A 22983-nucleotide genomic window follows, 5' to 3' on the forward strand; every position below is an offset into this window, starting at 1 on the left:
TGTCGGATCAAGGTGTGCTGGGCCAGGTTCCCGAGCCGCGGGACAGGGAGGGGTCGACCCGGTTGAGCAGGGCCGAGACCACCTGCTCCCGTTGCGGAGCGAGGTAGAAGTGGTCTCCGGGGAAGACCCGTACGTCGACGCTTCCGGTCGTGGTCTGCGACCAGCGCCGGGCCAGGTCCGCGTCGACCTCGGGGTCGTCCCGGCCGAGGAAGACGCTGACCGGGCAGCCGAGGGGTGGTCTCGGGAACGGTCTGTACCGCTCGATGAGCCGGTAGTCGTTGCGCACGTAGGAGAGCACGGCCTCCCGCAGGGTGGGTTCGGCCAGCACCTCGCGGTCGGTGCCGCCCAACCGGAGGAGTTCCTCGACGAGGGCGTCGTCATCGGCCAGGTGGACCCGTCCTGGCGGCGCGTCGGCGGGTGCCCTGCGGCCCGAGGCGATCAGCCGTTCGGGCTCGGGGTGGCCCCCGTCGCGCAGCGCGCGGGCCAGTTCGTAGGCGACGGCGGACCCCATGCTGTGGCCGAAGACGAGGTAGGGGCGGTCCAGGAGCGGTGCGAGCTCCTGGGTCACGGCCTCGACCACGGCGGCCATGTCGTCAACGGGTTCCTCCCCGAAACGGTCCTCCCTGCCGGGGTACTGCACGCACACCAGGTCGACGGTGTGCGGTAGGACCGAGACCCAGGAGCGGTAGGCGTTGGCGCCTCCGCCCGCGTGGGGCAGGCACACCAGTCTGAGACGGGCGGCGGGGCGGGGACGGAAGCGGCGCAGCCAGGGATGGGCGGTGCTCACGGGGTCTCCTCCAGGGCGGTGCGGCCCGGTTCGTCGGTGGTCGTCGGGCGGGGCGGGTCGGGGCGGATGATCTCCGGGCGTCCCAACCGGGTGGTGGTGTCGTGCCACAGGCGGCACACGCCGAGGTCGAATTGGCCCCGGGGCATCGAGTCGGTCCCGGCTCGGACGTCGGCGGCGAAATCGGTCAGCGCCCGTTCCAGGGCTCGGGGCCACAGGAGGTCGAAGACCTCCCGGTGGGTGGGGGCCGCGGTGCCCGCCAGGGGCGAGGTCGCCGGTCGGTCCAGGTGTTCGGTCCCCGGTCCGGTGGTGAGGAGTCGGCCGTGCTCGTCGCGGGGCGCGTACAGCCGGGGGTGCCACAGCACGGGGCCGTGGGTGTCGGCGAGGGTGAGGACCCCGTCCTCGGTGCCCAGGGCGAGGCGGTGCCAGAGCAGCGCGTGGTTGTCCCCGTCCGAGGGGTCCAGCTGGTTCTGTACCCGCAGGGTGAGCGGGACCCCGGCCACGGTCGCCTGAAGGACGCGGTAGGGCTGGGCATGCGCCGCCAGGGCCGTCACCCCGGGGTCGGCCTGGAGCGGGTGGCCCAGGGCCCACGGCCGGGGTCCGCCCAGGGCCCGGGCCAGGATGTCCAGGAGCGGGTAGAGCACCTGGATCGCGGAGGTGGCGTCGATGAACAGGAAGGGGCCGTTTCCGCGCAGGGCACGGGCGGCCGTCAGGAACCGGCGGACCGGCTCCACGTGGTGATAGAAGGGGTTGAGGTGATAGACCGCCCTGTTGCGTCGGGCCAGGCGCAGGGCTGCGGCCAGTTCGTCGTGGTGGACCGGGTGCTCTTGGATGACGTGGAGGCCGCGTTCGAGGAGGGCGCGGGCGAGTTCACCGCCCGCTCCCCCGGACACCGCCGATCCGACGACCACGCAGGCCGCGTCGATGTCGTCGGGGAGCCGGTCGGGGCGGGTGTACAGGGGTACCCCGAGTTCCTCGGCGTAGCGGCGCGAGTACTCCCCTCCCCGAGTGAGCAGTCCGCTCAACCGGAAGGTGTCCGGCATGCCTTGCAGTGCCCGGACGTAGAAGCGTCCGAACCCGGTGCCGCAGACGACGACGCGCAGAGGTGTTCCGCTCACAGGGCGCCCTCCTCCAGGTCGGCGGTCGCGGCGCCCCGCCACAGGTGCAGTACCGCGTCCCCGTCCCCGTGGAAGAGGGTCGCGACCGTGGGTTCGGGGGCGAGTACGTCGGCCGCGTGATGGACCCCGACCGGTGTTCGGCCCTGGACCACCGCGGCGGTCGCGGCGGCCCCGACCCGGCCCGTCATCCGGTAGCTGTCGGTGAAGCGGGCGAGGAGGGTGTGCGGTGCACCGGCACCGTCGATCAACGAATAGACCAATTGGTAGTAGGGCGTGTTCCCGATCAGGTCCAGGTCGGCCGCGCGGCGCAGGCGCTCGGCCGTCTCGGGTCCGGCGTCGGCCCGGCCCACCGCCGAGGTGAGCACGGCCCTGGTCCGTTCGCCGGGGTGGACGTTGTACCAGTCCAGCCGGTGGAGTCCCATCGCGTCGGCCAGTCTGTGGGCCTCGCCGGTCAGGAAGGGCTGGACGAAGGCGGTTCCCGGGAAGTGCGGGACACGGGCCCCTTCCCGGGCGCGTAGGGCGCCTTCCACGACGGCTCCGTCCCGCCAGGCCGACAGTGGGTGCCCGAACACCGCTTCCGAGGCGCTCGCCCCGGGGAGGGAGAGGAGCAGGTCTCCGGCTGCGGCCCCGGTGCACCGCTCCAAGCCGCCGGCGTGGACGGTCATCTCCCGCAGTCCGTGGCCTCGTGCGAACCAGCGGGGCAGCAGCGCGGACAGGCCCGGCAGGGTCCCGGCCGAGAGCAGGACACGGTGTTCCCCGGCCGCGGGTGATCCGGCCAGGCGGTCGTGGACGGGGGTGTCCCCGGTGACGTCGACGTAGTCCGCGCCGGTGGCCAGGGCGGCCACCGCGACCCGGTCCAGGATCCGGTAGGAGGGCCCCGCGCAGTTGAGCACCACGTCGCAGCGGTGGCAGAACGCTTCGAGGGACTCGGCCGAGTCCACGTCCACGGGGACCACCTCGACCGGGCCGCCGAGTTCCTCGGCGAGTGTGTTCAAGGGGTCGGTGCGGCGGGCGCCCAGCACGAGCCTGCCATGGCCCAGGGAGCGCAGGGCGTGCGCGGCGTGCCGGCCGACCGCACCGGAGGCGCCCACCACACCGATCACGGCGTCGTTCACGGATCTCACCGGACCACGTCACCTCCGGTGACGGCCTCCAGGTGCTTGAGCACACCGGGGGCGTAGGGGGCGCCCAAGAGGCTGAAGTGGTCGCCGGGGACCTCGACGACGTCCAGGTCGCCCAGGACCAGGCGCTCCCAGTAGGAGATGACGCTCTCCTTGTTCCCGGGGAAGGGGTAGGCGCCACCGTGGCGCAGGAAGGTGACGTCGCCCGCGTAGGGCTCGGGTTCGTACCGGGAGATGGCGAAGACGCTCTGCCGGAAGATGTGGAACATCTCGGTCAGTGCCTCGGGCGTGTAGGTCCCGGCGGAGGGCGGCACCGCGGCGCACATCCGCTCGATGCGCACCGCGCGCGGTACCCGCGCAAGGGCGTGGAAGCAGGCCGCGACATCGGCGTACTCCCCGGTCAGGCGTCCGATGGCGCCGTCGGGCAGCAGCCCCGGGGTGTCGGCCAGAAGCAGGTCGGAGGCGGCCGAGACCCGGTTCTCGTCGGCGAGGAACCCGACCGCGACCGGATCGATGCCCATCATGACGGCGAAGGCGTACTCGGAGATGAGTTCGTCGTCCAGGCGGAACGGCGGCCGGTGGGTGCTGATGGCGGTCAGGGAGGCGACCTCGGCACCGGCCTCGGTCAGGGTCCGGGCGACCTCGGTGGCGATGAGCCCGCCCAGGCAATAGCCGACGACGTGGAAGCGGTCACCGCCCCGGTCGAGCAGGGCGCGGGCGTAGTCGGCGGCCCACCCCTTGATGACGGTGGCGGGTTCGGCGGCCTGGAAGGCCGGGACGTCGGGCAGTTCGAGGCCGACCAGGGTGGCCTCTCCTCGCGAGCGGCGCCGGATCTCGGTGATCAGGGAGCGGTAGGGGATCAGCGTTCCGGTCCCGGCGTGGACCAGGGCGGTGACCGCTCCCCCGCCGGGGCCGTTGAGGGGGACGTAGGGGTCGGCTCGGCCGGGTTCGGCTGCCTCGACCTGGCCGGACAGGTCCCTCAGGTAGGAGGCCAGCCCGGCGATGGTGGGGGTGCGGAGCATGTGGCGCAGGACCACCTCCCACTCGATGTCGGCGAGGCCCGGCAGGGCCTCGCCGAGGCGACCCACCATGCGCGCGACCAGGAGGGAGTCTCCGCCCAGGTCGAAGAAGTCGTCCTCGCGGCCGACTGTGGTGCGTTCGAGGAGGTCGGCCCAGAGGGCGCTCAGGGCGCGTTCGAGGTCGTCGCGGGGTTCGGCGGTGACCTTCGCGGTGTCGGTGCCGCGTTCCTCGTCGGGCAGGGAACGCACCAGGGCGGCCCGGTCGACCTTGCCGTTGGTGGTCAGCGGCAGGGAGTCGAGCAGCCCCCACCGGCCGGGGACCATGTACTCGGGCAGGCGTTCGGCGGTGTGCCGGGCGAGTTCGTCGGCGGTGACGGGGACGCGGTCGGTCTTGAGCCTGGTCAGGTACAGGCTCTGCCCGGTTTCCGACAGGCGGTCGTCGGCGCCGGGCAGGGCCAGGGGCTCGGTGGCCCCCGCGGATTCCAGGGCCCTCGCCCACTGCTCTCGGGTGAGGAAGGTCTGGTCCCGTTCGGCCCGCGCGTCCCGGTGGCCGCCGTCCAGGCCTTCCAGGAACTCCATGGAGACCAGGAGGGCCGGGTCCCGTTCGAGGGTGGTCTCGATGAACAGCAGGTGCCCTTCGGGGGCGAGCAGCTCGCGAACCCGGGCCAGGCCCATTCCGACGTCGATGGCGTTGTGCAGGACGTTGGCGGCGATGACCACGTCGAAGGAGTTCGGGGCGTACCCCTGGTCGATGAGCGGACGGTTCAGGTCGAACAGTCCGAAGCCCACCCACGGGAAGTCGGCGAAGCGCTCCCCGGCCTCGTTGACGAAGAACGGCGACACGTCGGTGAACAGGTACTCCACGTCGTGTCCGGCGAGTGCCCGCACGACCTCCTCGGTGGTTCCACCGACCCCGGCACCGATCTCCAAGACCCGCAGTGGCCGGTCGGAGGTCCTGGTGGACGCGGCCTCGGCCAGGGCGGCGGCCGCCGCAGAGTTGAGGTGGCGGATGGCCAGGTTGTCCCGGTAGGCGCCGGCGGCCGTGTCCGTCCCGCTGCCGGGGAAGAGCAGGCCCCTCACGTCCAGGTCGCCGCGGAGGAGTTCGGGCAGGCGCTCGGAGCAGGTGCGCATGTACTCCAGGACCTCGGTCCCGTAGTCGACGGAACGCTCCAGCTCGCCCAGGAGGGTCCAGGCCCGGCCCTGGTCCCGTGCGGAGACGCGGGTGAGGCCGTCGAACCGGTCGCCCTCGCGGCGCAGCCGTCCGGCCTCGCACAGGGCGTCCAGCCACCGTCGCACCAGGCGGTGGTGGCGTCGATCGGCGTCCAAGACCGCGATGACCTCGTCGAAGGTGTGACCTGCCTGCTGGAAGAGGCCGGCCTCGGTGAGGGTGCGCGTGATGGCGCCCAGGGCCGTGGACCGCATCGCTTGGAGGAAGGTCTCCAGCGCGTCCCGGTCCAGGTCGGTGGTGGCGGCCCCGACCGCGCTTTCGGCGGCCGTGACCATCGCCTCGTCGGTGGTGCGGTACCGGCGCAGGCGGTGGCGTGCGGGCTCGACGAAGGCGGACAGCCTCCTTTCCTCCCGGCCGCCCACGGCCAGGACCGCGGCGGCGTGGACCGCCGGGTGGGACAGCAGCGCGGACTCGATCTCGGCGAGTTCGACGCGGTGTCCGCGGATCTTGACCTGGTCGTCCTCGCGCCCCAGGAACTCGATGTCGCCGCCGGGGCGGTACCGGCCCAGGTCACCGGTGCGGTACAGGCGTTCTCCCGTGTCCGGCCGGGTGACGAACCGTTCGGCGGTGCGGGCCTCGTCGCCCAGGTACCCCATGGCCACGCCCACGCCGCCGATGTGGAGTTCCCCGGGAACCCAGTCGGGGCGGTCGCGCATGTGCTCGTCCAGGACGTGGAAGGTCTGGTTGGCGAGCGGACGCCCGTAGGGAACGCTGGGCCAGGCGGGGTCGAGTTCTCCGATGGGGTGGTGGATGGACCAGATGGATCCCTCGGTCGCCCCGCCCAGGCTGAACAGGGACACCTGTGGCAGGTGGGCGCGTACCCGTTCGGGCAGGGTGAGCGGGACCCAGTCACCGGAGAGCATCACCAGTCGCAGGGAGGCGGGGGCGGCCGAGGAGACGGCGGTGAGGTAGTCGGTGAGCATCCCCATCTGGGCGGGCACGGAGTTCCACAGGGTCACCCCGTGTTCGGTGGCCAGCTCGGCCCAGTGGGAGGGATCGCCGCGGCGTTCGGGGGCGGGCAGGACCACCGCGCCGCCCTCGGCCAGGGGACCGAACAGGTCGTACACGGACAGGTCGAAGCCGAGCGCGGCCAGCCCCAGGACCCGGTCCTGATCGGTGACCCCGAACCTGCGGTTGACGTCGGTGATGGTGTTCAGGGCGGACCGGTGGCTGATCATCACCCCCTTGGGGGTTCCGGTGGAGCCGGAGGTGTAGATGACGTAGGCCGGGTCGTCGGGGCTCACGGGCCGGGACGGGACCCGCGTCGGGGCGGCCTCGGCGGGGACGGTGTCCACCTCGATGGCCTGGACGTGTTCGTCCCGCCGGCCGGTTCGCCCCAGCCAGGACTGGGTGAGGACGTGGTTCACCGCGGCGTCCCGCAGGATGGCCTCGCGCCGGGCGGTGGGCTGGGTGGTGTCCACCGGAACGTAGACGGCCCCCAGCACCAGGACCGCGTAGGCGGCGACGACCTGTTCGGCGCCCTTGTCCATGACGATGGCGACCCGGTCCCCCGGTGCGCAGCCCCGGGCCCGCAACGCTCCGACCACTCCCCACACGCGTGACCACAGGTCACCGTGGGTGAGCGTGCCGTCAACGCTGATGACGGCGGGGGCTTCGGGGGCGCGCAGGGCCGCGGTGAGGGGGCGTTCGTACAGCAACGCGTCGGGCACGGGCGCATCGGTGGCGTTGACCCGGGCGCGCACCCGCGTCTGGTGTTCGGGGAGGGCCGCCGGGGACTTCTCGGCCCAGGTTTCGTCGTGCAGGGCCAGGCGGGTGAGGAGTTCGGTGTAGGCACCGAACGCGTCGGAGGCCAGACCGGGGGGCAGGACGCCCTCGCGTACGTCCCACCGCACCCCCAGGGAGTCGCCGACGCGGGAGACCTGGCAGTCCAACCAGACCTGAGGGGTTTGGGACAGCCCGTACACCTCGCGGTCGGCCCAGGACTCGGTCGGTGTCTCCGCCTTGGCGTGGGCCTCCGTCCGGGTGCTGATCGCTCCGGTGAAGACCACCGGCATGAGCACGACGTTCTCCTCGCGGCGGCGGGAGAGTTCGGCCAGCACCTCGTTGCCGGTGTACAGGCCGTGTTCGAGGTCCTCGGCCAGACGGGCCTGTCGTGTGCGCGCGCGTTCGACGAAGGTCTCGCCGTCCTCGGCGTGCACGGCCAGCAGGGACAGGGAGGTGAAGTCGCCGACCAGCCGGTCGGTGTCCGGGTGCAGCGGCAGGCGTTGGGACACGGGGAGGTTGAGCGTGAAGTCCGGTCTGCGGGACCACAGGGACAGGACCTCCGCGTAGGCGGTCAACGCCACCGAGGAGGGGCTCAGGCCGTGCTCCGCGGCACGCTCGCGCAAGGCGTCCCAGACGTGTGGCGTCAGGGTGGTCGACAGGCGGGTGAACCGGCCGGAGGTGTCGGTCGCGTTCTCGGCCAGGGGCGGTTCGGGGGCCGGGGGAAGCTCGTCGACGCGCCCCGCCCAGTAGGCGCGGTCTCGCAGGTAGCGGGGTCCTTCGCGCAGGGAGCGACGGGCGATGACGTAGTCGCGGAAGGTCGCTTCCATGTCGGGCAGGGGGTGATCCGGGTCCTCGTATCGGGCCGCGAGCTCGTCCAGGAGCAGCCGGACGCCGGAGTAGTCGACGGCGAGCAGGTCCACGGACAGGTGCAGCCGTGCGCCGGTCTCGCCCCGGGTCAGGTGGAGGCGGACCAGCGGCCAGGTGGAGGGGTCGGGCACCAGGTCGCGCATGCGTTCGCGGGTGCGGGTCGCGTGCAGGTCGAGGTCGGCGTCACCGATCTCGGTGACGGTCAGTGAATCCCCCGGTGCCTCGGGCAGGACCTGCTGGTGTCCCTCCGGGGAGACCACCACCCGCAGCATGTCGTGCCGGGCGACCAGGCCGGTCCAGGCCCGGCGCAGGCGAGCGGGGTCGAGGTCGTCGAAGGCGAGCTCCACGTAGGCGTGGCAGGCCACCCCGCCGAAGTCGTAGGCGGAACCGCGACCGATCAGGTAGGCGGTCTGCACGTCGGTCAGGGGGAAGGGCTCGTGGCGGGAGGCGGGATCGGGGACCAGGGTCGGTTCGGACTCCTCGGCCAGGAGGGCGAGGACCTCCTCGCGGTGGTCCCGCAGCATCGCGCGGTCTTCGTCGGTGAGGGCGTTCCGCGGCGCGCGGAAGTGGACGCGCCCCTGTGAGGACCAGAGTTGGACCCCGCGGGAACGGAGGTCGTCGAGTAGTTCGGTCAGGGTCGCGGAGGTGATGTGCACGGTGGGTTCTCCCGAAGAAGTGATGGGGGTGTGCCTCGGCGCGGGCTGGAGCGGCGGGCCCGGTGGGGGATCGGCGAACGGCGTCAGATCACCCCGGTCCGAACGTCGTCGCCGGTATAGGCGCGGACCTGGTCGGCCAGGGCCGCCAGGGTGGGGTCGGCCAGGAAGGAGCGGACCGAGAGCCGGTCGTCGACCCGTTGGCGCAGCAGCGTCATCATGCGAACGGCCAGCAGGCTGGTCCCGCCCAGGACGAAGAAGTTGGCGTGGCGGTCGTCGACCGGCGCTTCGAGCAACTCACTCCACAGCTGCGCGAGCATCTCCTCGTCGGGGCCCGTGAGGGGTTCGCCGTCCGCGCCGTTCCAGGCCGAGGCCGAGTCTTCCAACGCCGTGGTGTCGACCTTGCCGTTACCGGTGAGGGGGAGCTCGTCCAGCACCGTCACGCGCCCGGGAACGGCGTGGCCGGGCAGGTACCGGGTCAGGTGCCGGGTGAGTTCGTCGGGGGTGGGCGTGCCGCTGCCCGAGGCGACGAAGGCCGCCATCGTGCGGGTGCCCCGCTCCCCCAGGGCGACCACGGCGGCGCGGCTCACGTGCGGGTGCGTTTCCAGGGCGGCCTCGACCTCACCGAGTTCGAGTCGGTGCCCACCGACCTTGACCTGGCGGTCGGTGCGTCCGAGGAACTCCAGGATCGTGCCGGGTCGGTAACGTCCCAGGTCTCCGGTCCGGTACCAGCGTCGCCCCTCATGTTCGACGAAGCGGTCCGCGGTGCGCTCGGGGTCTCCTCGATAGCCCAGGGCCACTCCGGCGCCACCGATCCACAACTCTCCGGGCACCCAGTCGGGGCAGTCCCGCCCATGGGGGTCCACCACGCGGTAGCGCTGGTTGCGCAGGGGGTACCCGTAGGGCACCGAGGGCCAGCCGCGAGGTGCGTGCCCGCCTTCGAACGCGTTGGACCAGATCCCCGCCTCGGTCGCCCCGCCCAGGGCCACCAGGTGCGTGCCGACGCCATTGGCCCGGCGCAGGGCGGAGGCCAGGTCGGTACCGACCCAGTCGCCGGAGACCAGGGCCAACCGTAGGGCCCGGGGGAACCCGTCCTCACGGGAGGCCAGGATCAGCATGTCGAGGAGTGTGGGGACGGTGTTCCAGACGGTCACCCCATGGTCGGCGCACAGGGCGCGCCAGCGTTCGGCGTCGCGGCGCTCCTCCTCGTCTGGCAGCACCAGCGCACCGCCCGCCCCCAGGAGTCCGAAGACGTCGTAGACCGACAGGTCGAAGTCGAGCGCGGACAGGGCCAGGATCCGGTCGCGAGGGCCGATGAGGTAGCGCTCGTTGACGTCGGCGACGGTGTTGAGGGCCGCGGTGTGACTCACCTCGACGCCCTTGGGCTCTCCGGTGGAGCCGGAGGTGAAGATCGTGTAGGCCGCCTGAGCGGGGTCGGGACGTACCGGGGCCGCCAGGGGCGAGGACTCCAGCAGCGCCGCCACGGTCACCGACCGTGGGGCGCCGGTTCCGTCACCGATCGCCCAGGCCGTGCCCGCCGCCCGGTGCACGCGTTCACGGCGCGGCTCGGGCTGTCCCACGCCGATGGGTACGTACACGGCTCCGGCGGCCAGTACGCCCAGGACCGCGCAGACCTGGTCGGGCCCCTTGGGCAGGCAGATCGCCACCGCGTCACCGGCGCGAACCCCGCGTTCCTCCAGGCCGGAGGCGATCCTCAGGGCCCGGTCGGCGACCTGACCATGGGTGAGGGTCTCCTGGTCGGTGATGAGGGCGGGGGTGTCCGAGCGTTGGGGGACACCGTCGAAGAAGGCGTCCTGCAACAAGCCCGCGGGCGGGTCCGTCGCGGGCCGGTGGGCGGACGCCCTGGACCGGCGCGTCCCCTCGGGCAGCAGGGTCGTCACCGCGTGGTCCCAGGCCTGCTCCCCTTCTCGGGCCAGGGTGCGCAACATGTCGAGGTAGGCGTCGAACATGCCGTCCAACACGCCGGGACGGAAGAGTTCTTCGACCGCGTCCCAGGAGATCTCCAAGGTCCCGCCGCTCTCCATCACCTGGTTGTCCAGGTGGACCTGTGGCGACTGTGACAGCCCCCAGACCCTCCGGGGGAACCCGGCGGACCGGTCCATGGACACGCCCGAGCCCAAGCCCAGGGATCCGGTGAACACCACCGGGATCGCGGGTTGGGAGGTTCCGGTGTGCCGGGCGAGTTCGCGCAGCACCCATTCGGCCGAGGCCTCCCGGTGGTCCAGGTCTTGGCCCAGGAGGTGCTGGAGCGACCTGGCCGCCATGATCGGGCGTTCTCCGGGCCGGCGCCGGTAGGAGGCCAGGGAGAGGGAGGTGAAGTCCCCCAGGACCCGTTCGACGTGAGGATGCAGGTCCTGGCGGTTGAAGAGCGTGAGGGTCACGCTCAGGTCGGTCTGGCCGCTCCAGGCGCTCAATACCTCTCCGTAGCAGGCCAGGAGCAGCGTCGAGGGGGTGATCGCGGCCCTGCGCGCCAGGTCGGTGAGGGCGCTCCACTCCCACGGGTCCAGACGTTGCGAGCGTCGGGTGAACCGGGGACGTTCGATCCGGTCCGGGTCCACGCGCAGGGGAAGGTCCGGAGCGGGAGGCAGCTCGGTGATCCGCTCCCGCCAGTAGTGGCGAGAGCGATCCTCCGCGTCGGGGTCGGTCTCGACCTGGGTGAGGTAGTCGCGGAACGTCACGTCCACCGGTTCCAGGCGCGCGTCGGGTTCGCGGTAGAGCAGGTCCAGTTCGGTGTAGAGGGTCATGATGCTCAGTGCGTCCAGCACGAGGTAGTCCAGGCCCACCCCGAGCCGGACCCGTTCGACGCCCTCGCGTGTGTAACGCAGGGCGCGCACGTCGAACAACGGCCACCGGGTCGGGTCCAGGACCTGGTGGGCCATGGTGTCGCGGAAGGTTTCGAGCGCGGGATCGGGATCATCCTGTTCGCGAGCGTCGGTCACGAGGACGCGTACGGGTGGGGCGCCGGGCAGGACCCGCTGGTTCCCGTCGGTGTCGAACACCGCTCTGAGCATGTCGTGTCGGGCCACGAGGCGGTCCAGGGCGTGTTCGACGCGCCGGAGGTCGACGTCGTCGCCGTCGAACTCGGTGTAGTGGTAGGTGCCGACCCCGCCCAGGGTGAAGTCCGGGCTGCGGCCGGTCAGGTAGGCCCGTTGGACCCCGGTGGCGGGGAACGGGTCGTGACGCGTGTCGGCGTCGTGGTGGATGCGCTGGTCGTCGGCGACCTCGCCGCGTTCGGTCAGGGTGGCGGCGAAGTCCTTGAGCACCGGGTGGGCGAACAGTCGCGACACACGCGCCCCGGTGTGGCCCGCGCGACGGAGGGCGGCCACCGCGCGCGTGGCCAGGAGCGAGTCGCCGCCCAGGGTGAAGAAGGAGTCCGTGCGGGCCGGTTCCGGTGTGTCCAGTAGCTCGGACCAGACCCGGGCGACCAGGACCTCGACCTCCCCCCGTGGAGGGTCGACCCTTCCGACACCGCCGGACAGCCGGTCCCGCAGGAGCCGGGCGATGGTGTCGAGGTCGGGTTTGCCGTTCGGGGTCAGGGGGATCTCGGGGAGTTCCAGGACCGGGTCGGGGATCATCGCCGGGGGCAGCAGGGCGCGGATGTGCTCGGCGGCCGTGCCGGCCGTGCCGTTCCTCGCGGGCCGGGCCACGATGCCGCTTCCGGCGGCCTCTCGCGCAACGACCACGGCGGCCGGCCGAGGCGCGGGGCCGTCGAGTACGACGGCCACCGCGGCGCGGACGTCGGGGTGCGTGGTCAGGGCGGCCTCGATCTCACCGGTCTCCATCCGCACACCGTTGACCTTCACCTGGTGGTCGGTCCTGCCCAGGAACTCCAGGGAGCCGTCGGGGGTGTAGCGGGCCGAGTCCCCGGTGCGGTACCAGCGTCGACCACGGTCGGTGACGAAGCGTTCGGCGGTCAGGTCGGGGGCTCCCCGGTACCCGCGGGCGAGTCCCGCCCCCGCGACCCACAGCTCTCCCGGGACCAGGTCGGGCCGGTCGCGCCCCTGGGCGTCCACCACACGACAGGAGACTCCGGGCAGAGGAAGTCCCCAGGGCACACAGGTCCAGGAGGGGTCGGTGTCGTGGACCTCCAACAGGGTGGAGTGGACGGCCGCCTCGGTCATGCCGCCCAATGCGAGAAAACGGCACTCGGGGGCCTGGGCCCGCAACCGCCGCGCGAGAGCGGGCGCGATCCGGTCACCGCCCAACAGCACGGCCCGCAGGGGCGGCATCGGCGCCGTACCGGTCTCCACCGTCGACAGGAGCATGTCGAGGAAGGCGGGTACGCAGTTGAGGACGGTCACCGCCGCGTCCGACGCGGTCCGGGCCCAGCGTTCCGCGTCACGGCGGTCGGTCGACTCGACCAGTACCGCCGCACCTCCCACGGACAAGGGGGCGAACAGGTCGAAGACGGACATGTCGAAGTCGTACTCGGCCAGGCAGAGCGCCCGATCGTCTCCACCCGCCCCCAGCGCGGTGGTGAGCACGTCGATGGTGTGGGCGGCGGATCGGTGTTCGATCTCCACCCCCTTGGGGTGACCGGTGGATCCGGAGGTGAACAGTACGTAGGCCACGGAGTCCGGTGACGTGTTCCGTTCCGTCCCCGGGGCCAGGTGCCGGGTCTGTTCGACGGTGAGGACGGGCACCCCGGAGCCGGCCGGTCGGCCGGGGGCGTCGGTGATCACCAGTTCGGGGGCCCCGAGTGCCAGGATCCGGTCGCGCCGCACCACGGGTTGGGCCTGACTCACCGGGAGGTAGGCGCAGCCCGCGGCGAGTACCCCCAGGATCGCCGCGACCTGGTCCGCGCCCCGCGGTAGACGCACGGCGACGGTCGCTCCGGCGGGCACCGCGGCTTGGACGGCCCCGGCCACGCGCAGGGCCATGTCGGCCAGGTCCCCGTAGGTGATCGCCTCCCCGTGGTCCGGCACCAGGGCGATGTCCTCGGGGCGGGTGCGCGCGTGGGCGAAGAAGGGGGCGTGGAGCGTGCGCGGGGTGGGTTCGGGGAGGTCGAGGGCGGTCGTGGCCCGGGCCCGCGCCTGCGCGTTCGAGATGAGGGGCTCGAAGCGGCTCTCCCACACCCGCGGATCGTCCACCAGGCCCTCGACCAGGTCCCGGTAACAGTCGAAGGCCGCCTCCATGGTGCCGGGTTCGAAGGCGCGCGCACGCAGGTCCCAGTTGAGCAGCAGACCATCGTCGAGTTCGGTGACCTGGGCGTCCAGCAGGACCTGGGGACCCTGGGAGATGATCCAGGAAGGGCGGCCGAAGCACTCCTGGACCTCGTCTGTGAACAAGGGACCCAGCCCGATGGCGCTGGTGTAGACCACGGGTGCCAGGACCGGGGTTCCGCCGTTGCGACGGGTCAGGTCCCGGAGCACCTCCACTCCCCCATAAGCGCCGTGGTCGACGGCACGGTGCAGGTCGCCCTGGAGGGTGCGGGCACGTTCGACGAAGGTCATCGGGGCGCCGGTGTCCACGCCCAGCAGCACGGAGCTGCTGAAGTCGCCGATGAGCCGGTCGATCTGCGGGTGCGACGGCGCACGGTCGAACAGCGGCAGGTTGAGAGTAAAATCCGGGTCGGTGTTCCAGGCACCGAGTACCTCGGCGAAGGCCGTGGCCAGGGCGGCGGCGGGGGTGACTCCGAAGTCACGGGCCCGTCGCTCGAACGCTCGTGCCCGCTCCGGGGTGAGCCGGTGGTGCAGACGGTGGGAGCGGGTCGTGGGGTCCGTGGGACGGGCCGGTGCCTCGGCGTCGGAACGGACCGGCAGTGTGGGCGCAGACGGAATCTCCGCCAGGCGCGTCCGCCACCAGGCGCGGGCACGCTCGCGTTGTTCGTGCCCGCGCTCGCGCCGGTCGGCGAGGTGGTCGGCGAAGTCGTACTCCAGGGGCGAGGCGTCCACTCCCAGGTAGGCGCCGCGCAGGTCCTCCAAGAGCACGCGCAGGCTGAGCGCGTCCGCGACGATCATGTCGAGGTCCACGTGCAGGCGGGTGGCGCCCCCGGGGAGCAGGCTCAGGGCGATGTCCAGGACTTCGCCGGCCGCGACGTCCATGCGTCGGTGGGTGGCCTCCTCCCTGATCCGCTCCAGGGTCCGTTCGACCCCGGTCGCGGGCAGGTCGCGAAGGTCGTGCACGGTGACCACGGGTTCGACCCCGGCGGGTTCGACACGTTGGTGGCCGTCGTCGTCGAAGCGGACCCTGAGCATCGGGTGGCGGTCCACCACGATCCGAAGCGCCTGCGCCAAACGATCGGGCTCGACCCCGGTGCCGTCGAACTCGGTGTAGAAGTGGGCGGCCACGGCGCCGAGGGGTTGGTCGTCCTGCCGGCCGATCCAATAGGCGTGCTGCATGGTCGCCATCGGGAACGGTTCCCCCTCGTCCCGGTGTCGGGTGTTCACCGGACCCGCCGGGAGGTGGGTCACGCGTGCCTCGTGGAGCAGCGCGGTCCAGGCGGCGACCGTGGGCACGGCCGAGAGGTCCTCGAAGGTGACGTCGAAGCCGTCCTCCCTCCAGGCACCTGAGAGCCGGATCATCCCGAGTGAGTCGAGCCCGTGCTCGAAGAGGTCATCGGTGTCGGTGAAAGCCCCGGTTCCGAGTACTTCGGACACCTGTTCGCGAACGGTCTCGATCACCGGTCCGGCTTCGCTGGTCACTGAACCGCGCACCCCCTGTGGTCACGTTGGACCCGATAAGCAATAATGAAAACCGTTTTCATTGTCGGTATGTCCATGTATAGCACCGGCGGGAGTCCGGGGTCGACCCCGGACCCCGCAGAATTCGGAGAGATCGATGTCACATGACTGGCTGCGGCGACCGGAGAGGGCGGACCACCGCTACCGCGAGCAGGGCTTTTGGGAGGACGGAACGCTGGACGACCTGCTCGAAGAACAGGCCGCCCACAGGGCGGACCATCCGGCGCTGGTCTCGGGTGGGGAACGTCTGACCTACGCGGAGCTGAACGCGCGTGTGGACCACCTGGCCTCAGGACTGGCCGGACTCCCGATCCGTCGAGGCGAACGCGTCCTCGTGCGATTGCCCAACCACACCGAGTACGTGGTCACGATCTTCGCCCTCTTCCGGATCGGGGCCGTACCGATCCTGGCCCTACCGGCGCTGGGCCCCGCGGACCTGGAATCGCTGGTGCGCGTCGGTGAGGCCGGCGCCATGATCGTCGCCCCGGGTCGGGGGCCGAGGGCCTCATCGGCGGTCGTCGAGAGGATCGCTCTCTCCGCCCCGTCCGTACGGCACCTGGTGGTGACCGGTGACTCCGGAGACGGCGCGGCACTGCCGTGGGACTCGCTCCTGGCCCCCTCCGCGGACTCCCGCCCCACGTCCATCTCCTCGGAACGCTCCCCTGACGACCTGGCGTTGCTCCTACTGTCCGGCGGCACCACGGGCACCCCCAAGCTGATCCCCAGGACCCACGCCGACTACCGCTACAACGCACGGGCCTCGGCCGAAGCGAGCGGAGTGGACGAGAACGCCGTCTACCTGGCCGTCCTTCCCGTCGCCCACAACTTCACGATGGTCTCCCCCGGCATCGTGGGCACCTTCGCGGTCGGGGGCACCGTGGTCCTCGGCCCGGACCCGAGTCCGACGACCGCCTTCGAACTGATCGAACGCGAGCGGGTGACCATCAGCGCGCTCGTTCCGGCCCTGGTCGGTCCGTGGTTGGACGAGGCTCACAGATCGGATCGGGACCTGAGTTCGATGAGGGTCCTCCAAGTGGGAGGATCACGCCTGGACGAGGACACCGCCCGCCGTGTGGGGCCGACGCTGGGCTGCCGTCTGCAACAGGTGTTCGGCATGGCCGAGGGCCTGAACAACTACACCGGTCTGGACGACCCCGAAGACCTGGTGTGCACCACCCAGGGTCGGCCGCTCTCCCCCGCCGACGAGGTCCTGGTGGTCGACGAACAGGGAGATCCGCTCCCCGCCGGCTCCGTCGGTGAACTGCTCACCCGGGGCCCCTACACCCTCCGGGGCTACTACCGCGCACCGGAGCTGGACCCCCTGTGTTTCACTCCGGACGGGTTCTACCGCACCGGAGACCTCGTCACCCGGTCCGAGAACGGCGACCTCACGGTCGTGGGCCGGGTCAAGGACCAGATCAACCGGGCGGGAGAGAAGATCGCCGCGATCGAGGTCGAGGAGATACTCATGGGCCTTCCGGGGGTGCGGGCCGCCGCTGTTCTGGGCCTTCCCGACCCGGTGCTCGGTGAGCGCTCGGTGGCACTCCTGGTCGTGTCGGGGCAGGAGTGCCCTACCAGGGACGAGGTGCGCGCGGAGTTGTCCGAGCGTGGAGTCGCGGCCTTCAAGGTGCCCGACGAGGTACGTCGAGTGGAACGGCTCCCACTCACCGGGGTGGGCAAGGTGGACAAGAAACGCCTTCGGCGGGAACTGACCGGAGCCTAGGAGAACGGACCGCGGTGGGGACGGGTCGGCTTCCGCCCCCACCGCCGGTCAGGCCTGGAACGCGACGAGGGTCTCCTCGGTGGTCACCGTGACGGCGCATCGGCGAGCAGCGTAGGACAGGGCCATCTCGTGATCGCGAGCGGAGAAGTCGGCCACCGCGTCCGCGACGACGAACGCCTCGATGTCCCGCATGAAGGCGTCACAGGCGGTCATGAGGACACCGATGTGGGCGTACACACCGCACACGACCAGCTGGTCCCGCCCCAGGGCACGCAGTCGCTCCTCCAGGTCGGTACGGACGAAGGCACTGTAACGCCACTTGGTCAGGACCACCTCGTCCGGGGTGGGGGCCAGGTCCTCGACGATCGCACTGTGCACGGGGTCGTCCCTGAGCCCTTCCCCCCACAGGTCCCGCAGCAGGCCCCGCTCCTGTTCGTTCTGGGATCCGGGTTGGGCGGTGAAGATCCGGGGCACCCGGTTCGATCTGCACCGGTCGAGCAGGGCGCCGATGTTGGCCAGCAGTTCCGGGACCGGTTCACCTCCCGGTGTGAAGGCGTCGAGAAAGTACCGCTGCATGTCGTGGACCAGTAGGACACAGCGCGCGGGGTCGATCTTCCAGTTCATCCGTTCGGCGGACGGAACCCCCGGCATGGGATAGGGGGCGATGGAGGGCAGGGCGGACACAGGAGTCTCCTTCGAGATGGTGGTGTGGGGATCGGGGCATGGGTGGGCGGGCGCGTGATCGGCCGTGTCGGTCCAGATCAGGCTCCTAGACCGGACCCGCCGTCCACGCGCAGGTCGTGCAGGGTGATGTGGCGGGCTCTGGAGGAGAGGAGAAAGGTCACGGCGTCGGCGATGTCCTCGGGGGCGGCCACCCGCCCCAGGGGAATCCCCACCCGGAAGTCGGTGAGGTCCGGCCCGTTCGGAGAGAGGGTCTCCTTGGAAGTGCCATCGCCCCACAACTGCCGACGCATCGGCGTTTCGGTGGAGCCGGGGGAGACCACGTTGCACCGAATCCCGTGAGGGGCCATTTCGAGTCCGAAGCACATGGTGAACTGGGTGGCGGCGGCCTTGGAGGCGGCGTAGGCGGCCATGGACACCCTGGGAACCGAGGCGGCGTCGGATCCTACGGTGACGAAGTTCCCGTGTCCGCGAGACATCATTCTCGAAGAGACCGCACGGCAGACGTTGAAAACCCCCAAGGCGTTACTCGCGAAGAGTTCGTGCCAGTGCCGGGTCGGGAAGTGCGAGGTCGCCCCGTGGCGCAGGAGACCGGCGACGTTGGCGACGGCGGTGATCGGCCCGAGGCCCTCCTCCACCTGGTGGACCAACCGTTCCACGGCGTCCTCGTCGCCGATGTCCACGCAGTAGTGGATCACCCGATGGCCTTCGTGTTCGAGTTCGGCCGCCAACCGTCGAGCCGGGGACTCACGGCGGTCGACCGCGGCGACGGTGTGGCCTTCCGCCGCCAGGCTCCGGACGACGGCGGCGCCGATACCTCCGGCGGCACCGGTGACCAGGGCGACACCCTTGTCGGATCCATTCGACCTTCCCGGTCTATCCGGATGAGAGGTCACAGCGCTCCCTTCACGAGCGTTCCGCGCCGCGTCCGGAGCCCTCCGAGGCGAACCAGGGCGGTCTCGCGGAGTCACAGACAACGTGGACAGACACCGGTCAGTTCGAAGGTGTGGTCGACCTGAGCGAAATCACTCAAGTAGCGGATCTTTTCCACGACCGCCGCGATCTCGGCGACCTGTGCGATCTCCTCCACCTCTCCGCAGACACGACAGAAGAGGTGGTAGTGGCGGACAGGTGTTCCACACCGCCGGTACAGACGCTCTCCTTCGGGTGACCGGATCGTGTCCAGCACACCCTCCTGGGACATCCGGTGGACCGTGCGGTAGATGGTGGACAGGCTCGGCGGACCCGTGGCGGAGGGGTTCGACCGATCCAGGTCCCGCAGGATCTCCCGACAGCTGCGAAAGCGGGAACTACGGTCCAGGACCTTGAGCACGGCTTCGTCGTACTTGGGTGTGTTGACCATGTCAGTCGACCGCCTGGCGTTGGGGCACCAGAGACAAGCGACCGACTCGGTATCGGCATCGCCCTACGCACACGAGGGGGACTCCCGGGGACGCGACTCGATTAGATGAAAATGATTATCAGTACCGTAGCACGCGCGTGAGTCGGTTCGCCCGAATCACCCCATACTCCGGGCGGGCGCACCGAGCACTCTCGAGGCTGTGTAGAGTATGGAAACGATTTTCATTTCCATTCCAGAGAAGGCACCTCGGAGAGGAGCATCCGATGCGCATCGCCCTGGTCACCGGGCTGCACGCGACCGCGCGACGTCAGGCCGTGGACGACTTACTGGCCACCGTTCCGCATTCCATCGCCGTGCACCACGACCTGGAGGACATCGGCGACGGCGCGGTACATCGCGTGATCCGCGACCGCGCGGGCCCCGCTGAGAGCGAGCAGGTGGACCTCGACCACGCCTGCGCCTCCTGCACCCTGCGCGAGGACCTCATCCCCTTCCTCCTGCGCACCGCGGACGCCCGCCGACACGACCTGTGCGTCGTGGAGTCCTGGGACGGGGTGGAACCCCGGCTGATCGCCGAGAACATCGCCGCGCAGGAGGGGCTGCTCCTGGCCACCGTCGTCACGGCCGTCGACCTCGTCCACCTGGTCGCCGACCTGAGCTGCGACGACGACCTGAGCGACCGCGAACTCGACATCGCCCAGGACGACTCCCGCACGGTCGCCGAAGTCCTCAACCGGCAGGTGGAGTATCCGAACGTGATCGTCTTGCACGGAACGGGGCCCGACCGTCATGCGCGGACCCTGCTCCAACAACTCAACCCCGCGGCCGCGATCGTCCGTTCAGGCTCGGACCTGCGAGGGTTCCTCGGCGGACGCTTCGACCCCGAGTCGACTCACACCCGGATCAACCCGGCCTGGGCCCAGTACTCCGATCACGCAGAGGAGCAGGGCGTGAGTTCGGTGACCTGGACCAGGACCCGACCGATGCATCCCCAGCGGCTCTCCGACGCGCTGGAGGAGATCGTCGCCATGAGCCTACGAGGCAGAGGCAGGTTCTGGCTGGCCGGCCAGCCCGACACCCTCCTGGTGTGGGACTCCCACCAGGACCTGCTCATGGTGGAGAGCGGCGGCCCCTGGCTGGCCGCGCTCCCCGAGGCGGCCATGGACCTGGTCTCACCGGCCCGACGATCCTCCGCCCTCCTGGACTGGGACCCGGTGGCGGGTGACCGCCGCCAGCACCTGTCCTTCACGGGGATCGACATGGACAGCGCGCGCCTGTTGTCCCTGTTGGAGTCGTGCCTGGTCACCGACACCGAAACCGATCAGGACTTCCACAACGACCCCTTCGCCGAGTTCTCAGAGAGGTGACCATGCCCACCGGCCATCGCCGCACCATCAAGCCACCGCGCGAACGCCGCTTCGCCAACCCGCTGGGCGACGCCGACCGCGTCGACTACAAGGACACCGCCCTTCTCCGCAAATTCATCTCGGAGAAGGGCAAGATCCGTAGCCGCCGGGTCACCCGAGTCACCGCCCGCCAACAGCGCCTGATCGCCGCGGCGGTCAAGAACGCCCGCGAGATGGCCCTGTTGCCGTACCCGTCCTCGACGAAACAGAGCTGACCAGGAGGAATCCAGCATGTCCCGTGTCTGCCAGGTGACCGGAAAGTCACCCGGTTTCGGCAATGCCGTCTCCCACTCACACCGCCGCACCAAACGTCGTTTCGACCCCAACATCCAGAACAAACGCTACTGGCTGCCCAGTGAACGGCGATTCGTCAAGCTCCGGATCAGCACCAAGGGGATGAAGGTGGTCGACGCCCGAGGCATCGAACGCGTGGTCGCCGACATTCGAGCCGAAGGGGGGAGGGTCTGATGGCCAAGAAGAGCAAGATCGCCCGCAACGAACAGCGCAAGGCGGTCGTCGCCCGCTACGCCGAGCGCCGCGCCGAGCTGAAGCGACTCATCAAGAGCCCGCACACCGGCGAGGCCGAACGAGCCGCCGCCGTCACCGAACTGCGCCGACAGCCCCGGGACGCCAGCGCCACCCGTGTGCGTAACCGCGACTCCGTGGACGGCCGCCCCCGCGGCCACCTGACCAAGTTCGGCCTGTCCCGGATTCGTTTCCGCGAGATGGCGCACCGAGGGGAGCTGCCCGGGATCACCAAGTCGAGCTGGTGACCCCGGGCGAAATCCGCCGTTCGTGATCCGAGCGGCCCGCGGGTTCCCGGGGTAGGCGCCCCTCCTCCGGGAACCCGCACCCACGGTGGCGCTCAGGACGCGGAGTGTTCGTCCCAGTGGCCGTCGTGCCGACGGTGCAGGTGCCCGTCATGCACATAGTCCACGTGGTCGTGGTGAGGCACGGCGACGTGACCGCACCCCTCACCATGTTCGTGTGCGTGGCCCTGGTGCGTCGGATGTGCGGTCGCCATGCTCTCCCCCGAATACGGTTCCCCAACGATGACCCGAAAGCAGCAACAACGCATCCATTCTATATCGCCTCTTCAAGGATCCGCGGAGACGGAAAAAATAATTTGCTCCGACATATACAGCGGAATGCGGTCGACGGCCGATGTGAACCCTCACCTGCGTCGATGACGTCGATAAAATGATTACCATCACCACGACAGATGTCGAACAGGGACGATCTTTTCACCTCTCATGGCTTTCCCACCATCGACCGGGAGGGCGTGGTGCTTGATTCGCATTACCCGGAAGAATCGCCTTTCCGCGACGAGATCCACTACGTCTGGCGGACGCTCTCCGAAGGGGCACTGCGCGCCGAAGCCACTCCGCGTGGTCTGCTCGTCGTACCCCGCGATCCGGTCGAGGCGGGAAGTAGGGACGGTCTCTTCGATGACCCGACGGGGCCGACGCGCACCGTCCCACCCCTTGGCCCGGGTCCAGGGGATCGAACCCGAGCCGGGAGGACCCGCCCACCCGTCTCGGAGGAGGAAACGACGGGCTCGTGGTGAGCGCGCCCGGGGATCGACGACCACACCGCTCACAGGTTCTTGCTCTGCGCGTCCCACTCGGGGTCGACGCACAGGCCACAGTCCTCGCCCACGAACACGCCCGCGGCCTCGGTGTCGTCCTTGAGTTGCCAGCGCAACCACGCGCCACCGACCCGCCCGTACTCGCCGCCGTCGGGTTCGGGGAAGGTCCCGTAGTGCCCCACGTCGAGGTGGCCCATGAACGCGGGCAGCCCCTCCGGAAGGTCGCGCCAGTCGTTGAGCGCGTTGCCGTAGGCGATGTCGCTCGGCCCGCCGGTGAAGTAGGCGATCGGGGCGTGCAGGTGGTCGAGGCGTCCCGGGTCCCTGTCACTGAACATGCCGCTGTTCCAGATCACCGTGGTCGTGATGCGAGGGTCGTCGGCGACGTCGTAGGTCTCCAGCCCACCGCACGACTGCCCCATGACGGCGATCCGTTCGGTGTCCACGTGTCCGCGGTACTCGCTCAACAGCCGGGTGTTCTCATCGATCGCCCAGTCCACGGACTCGATGAGCATCTCCGCGTCGGTGCTGCCCGAACCGTCCGGGCGACCGTTGGCGATGACCAGGAAACCGTGTGAGGCGAACTCGGTGAGGATGTTCTCGAACCACGTCCCATCGGCGCGGCAGGCGCCGTTGCCCCAGGCCACGATCGGCAGGGGCTCGTCCTCGGGCAGGTCCAGGGGTCGGTAGACGGTGTGGGCGGGCAGGCGACGATCGGTGACGTATCCGGCCTCATGGGGACCGCTACCACCGGCGACCTCTACGACGTCGGCGGAGGCCGCGGCCCCCGAGGGGACCCCGACCAGGGCGGCGGCCAGGAGCGTCCCGGTCAGGAGTGCGGCGGATCTTCGGGCGGGGGTAGATGTTCCCATCGCTGTCTCCCTTGCATGGAGGAGAACACCGGCCATCCGGTGTTCAGGAAGCGAATATCCGCGCCGCACACCGGGGCGTCAACGGGGCCTGTCGACGAACGGGTGGGATCACCGATCCCAAACCCGCGCGCCGC

General features: G+C 70.5%; 14 protein-coding genes. 5 read left to right on the top strand and 9 right to left on the bottom strand.

Annotated elements, in window-relative coordinates; all coding sequences use genetic code 11:
- Positions 1–7: 7 nt before the first annotated feature.
- The 5 genes from ACWGSK_RS20340 to ACWGSK_RS20360 form a co-directional block, all read right to left on the bottom strand.
- Positions 8–787, bottom strand: coding sequence for a thioesterase II family protein (locus tag ACWGSK_RS20340; protein ID WP_358505356.1), 780 nt, complete (start codon positions 785–787; stop codon positions 8–10).
- Positions 784–1902 (bottom strand): Gfo/Idh/MocA family oxidoreductase, encoded by a 1119-nt coding sequence (locus tag ACWGSK_RS20345; RefSeq protein WP_358505359.1) that lies wholly within the window; start codon positions 1900–1902, stop codon positions 784–786. Before ACWGSK_RS20345 ends, ACWGSK_RS20340 begins: the two co-directional genes overlap by 4 nt.
- The gene (locus ACWGSK_RS20350; RefSeq protein ID WP_358505362.1) at positions 1899–3026 is read right to left on the bottom strand and encodes a saccharopine dehydrogenase NADP-binding domain-containing protein; all 1128 of its coding nucleotides are present in this window, start codon (positions 3024–3026) and stop codon (positions 1899–1901) included. The genes ACWGSK_RS20345 and ACWGSK_RS20350 overlap by 4 nt, the downstream gene beginning before the upstream one ends.
- Positions 3023–8518, bottom strand: a complete 5496-nt coding sequence (locus tag ACWGSK_RS20355) for an amino acid adenylation domain-containing protein (protein WP_452456440.1) — start codon at positions 8516–8518, stop codon at positions 3023–3025. The genes ACWGSK_RS20350 and ACWGSK_RS20355 overlap by 4 nt, the downstream gene beginning before the upstream one ends.
- Before the next feature lie 83 nt (positions 8519–8601).
- The gene (locus tag ACWGSK_RS20360; RefSeq protein WP_452456441.1) at positions 8602–15180 is read right to left on the bottom strand and encodes an amino acid adenylation domain-containing protein; all 6579 of its coding nucleotides are present in this window, start codon (positions 15178–15180) and stop codon (positions 8602–8604) included.
- A 136-nt stretch (positions 15181–15316) separates the two neighbouring features.
- Here ACWGSK_RS20360 and ACWGSK_RS20365 point away from each other — a divergent pair, with 136 nt between their 5' ends.
- Positions 15317–16942, top strand: a complete 1626-nt coding sequence (locus tag ACWGSK_RS20365) for a (2,3-dihydroxybenzoyl)adenylate synthase (RefSeq protein WP_452456442.1) — start codon at positions 15317–15319, stop codon at positions 16940–16942.
- A 48-nt stretch (positions 16943–16990) separates the two neighbouring features.
- Here the strand turns inward: ACWGSK_RS20365 and ACWGSK_RS20370 are convergent, their stop codons facing one another.
- The 3 genes from ACWGSK_RS20370 to ACWGSK_RS20380 all read right to left on the bottom strand — a co-directional run bounded on the left by ACWGSK_RS20370 (position 16991) and on the right by ACWGSK_RS20380 (position 18986).
- Positions 16991–17593 (bottom strand): isochorismatase family protein, encoded by a 603-nt coding sequence (locus ACWGSK_RS20370; RefSeq protein WP_452456514.1) that lies wholly within the window; start codon positions 17591–17593, stop codon positions 16991–16993.
- Between the two features lie 110 nt (positions 17594–17703).
- Positions 17704–18519: a 2,3-dihydro-2,3-dihydroxybenzoate dehydrogenase gene (locus ACWGSK_RS20375; protein WP_452456443.1), complete on the bottom strand. Its 816-nt coding sequence runs from the start codon at positions 18517–18519 to the stop codon at positions 17704–17706.
- A 71-nt stretch (positions 18520–18590) separates the two neighbouring features.
- Complete coding sequence (locus tag ACWGSK_RS20380; RefSeq protein WP_358505375.1) at positions 18591–18986, bottom strand: Fur family transcriptional regulator; 396 nt, start codon at positions 18984–18986, stop codon at positions 18591–18593.
- Between the two features lie 263 nt (positions 18987–19249).
- On the opposite strand from ACWGSK_RS20380, the gene ACWGSK_RS20385 reads away from it, so the two are divergent.
- From ACWGSK_RS20385 to rpsN, 4 genes are read left to right on the top strand one after another with little or no spacing between them, the layout of a single operon-like run.
- Entirely contained in the window at positions 19250–20353 is a 1104-nt protein-coding gene (locus ACWGSK_RS20385; RefSeq protein ID WP_452456444.1) for a CobW family GTP-binding protein, read from the top strand.
- A gap of 2 nt (positions 20354–20355) precedes the next feature.
- Complete coding sequence (gene rpsR / locus ACWGSK_RS20390) at positions 20356–20607, top strand: 30S ribosomal protein S18 (protein WP_358505381.1); 252 nt, start codon at positions 20356–20358, stop codon at positions 20605–20607.
- Positions 20608–20623: 16 nt separating this feature from the next.
- Entirely contained in the window at positions 20624–20860 is a 237-nt protein-coding gene (gene rpmB / locus ACWGSK_RS20395; protein ID WP_358505383.1) for a 50S ribosomal protein L28, read from the top strand.
- Positions 20860–21165: a 30S ribosomal protein S14 gene (gene rpsN / locus ACWGSK_RS20400; RefSeq protein WP_358505386.1), complete on the top strand. Its 306-nt coding sequence runs from the start codon at positions 20860–20862 to the stop codon at positions 21163–21165. Before rpmB ends, rpsN begins: the two co-directional genes overlap by 1 nt.
- A gap of 823 nt (positions 21166–21988) precedes the next feature.
- On the opposite strand, the gene ACWGSK_RS20405 is transcribed toward rpsN, so the two are convergent.
- Positions 21989–22849: an alpha/beta hydrolase gene (locus ACWGSK_RS20405; RefSeq protein WP_452456445.1), complete on the bottom strand. Its 861-nt coding sequence runs from the start codon at positions 22847–22849 to the stop codon at positions 21989–21991.
- Between the last annotated feature and the right edge of the window lie 134 nt (positions 22850–22983).

It is taken from the genome of Nocardiopsis sp. NPDC055551, assembly GCF_053619415.1.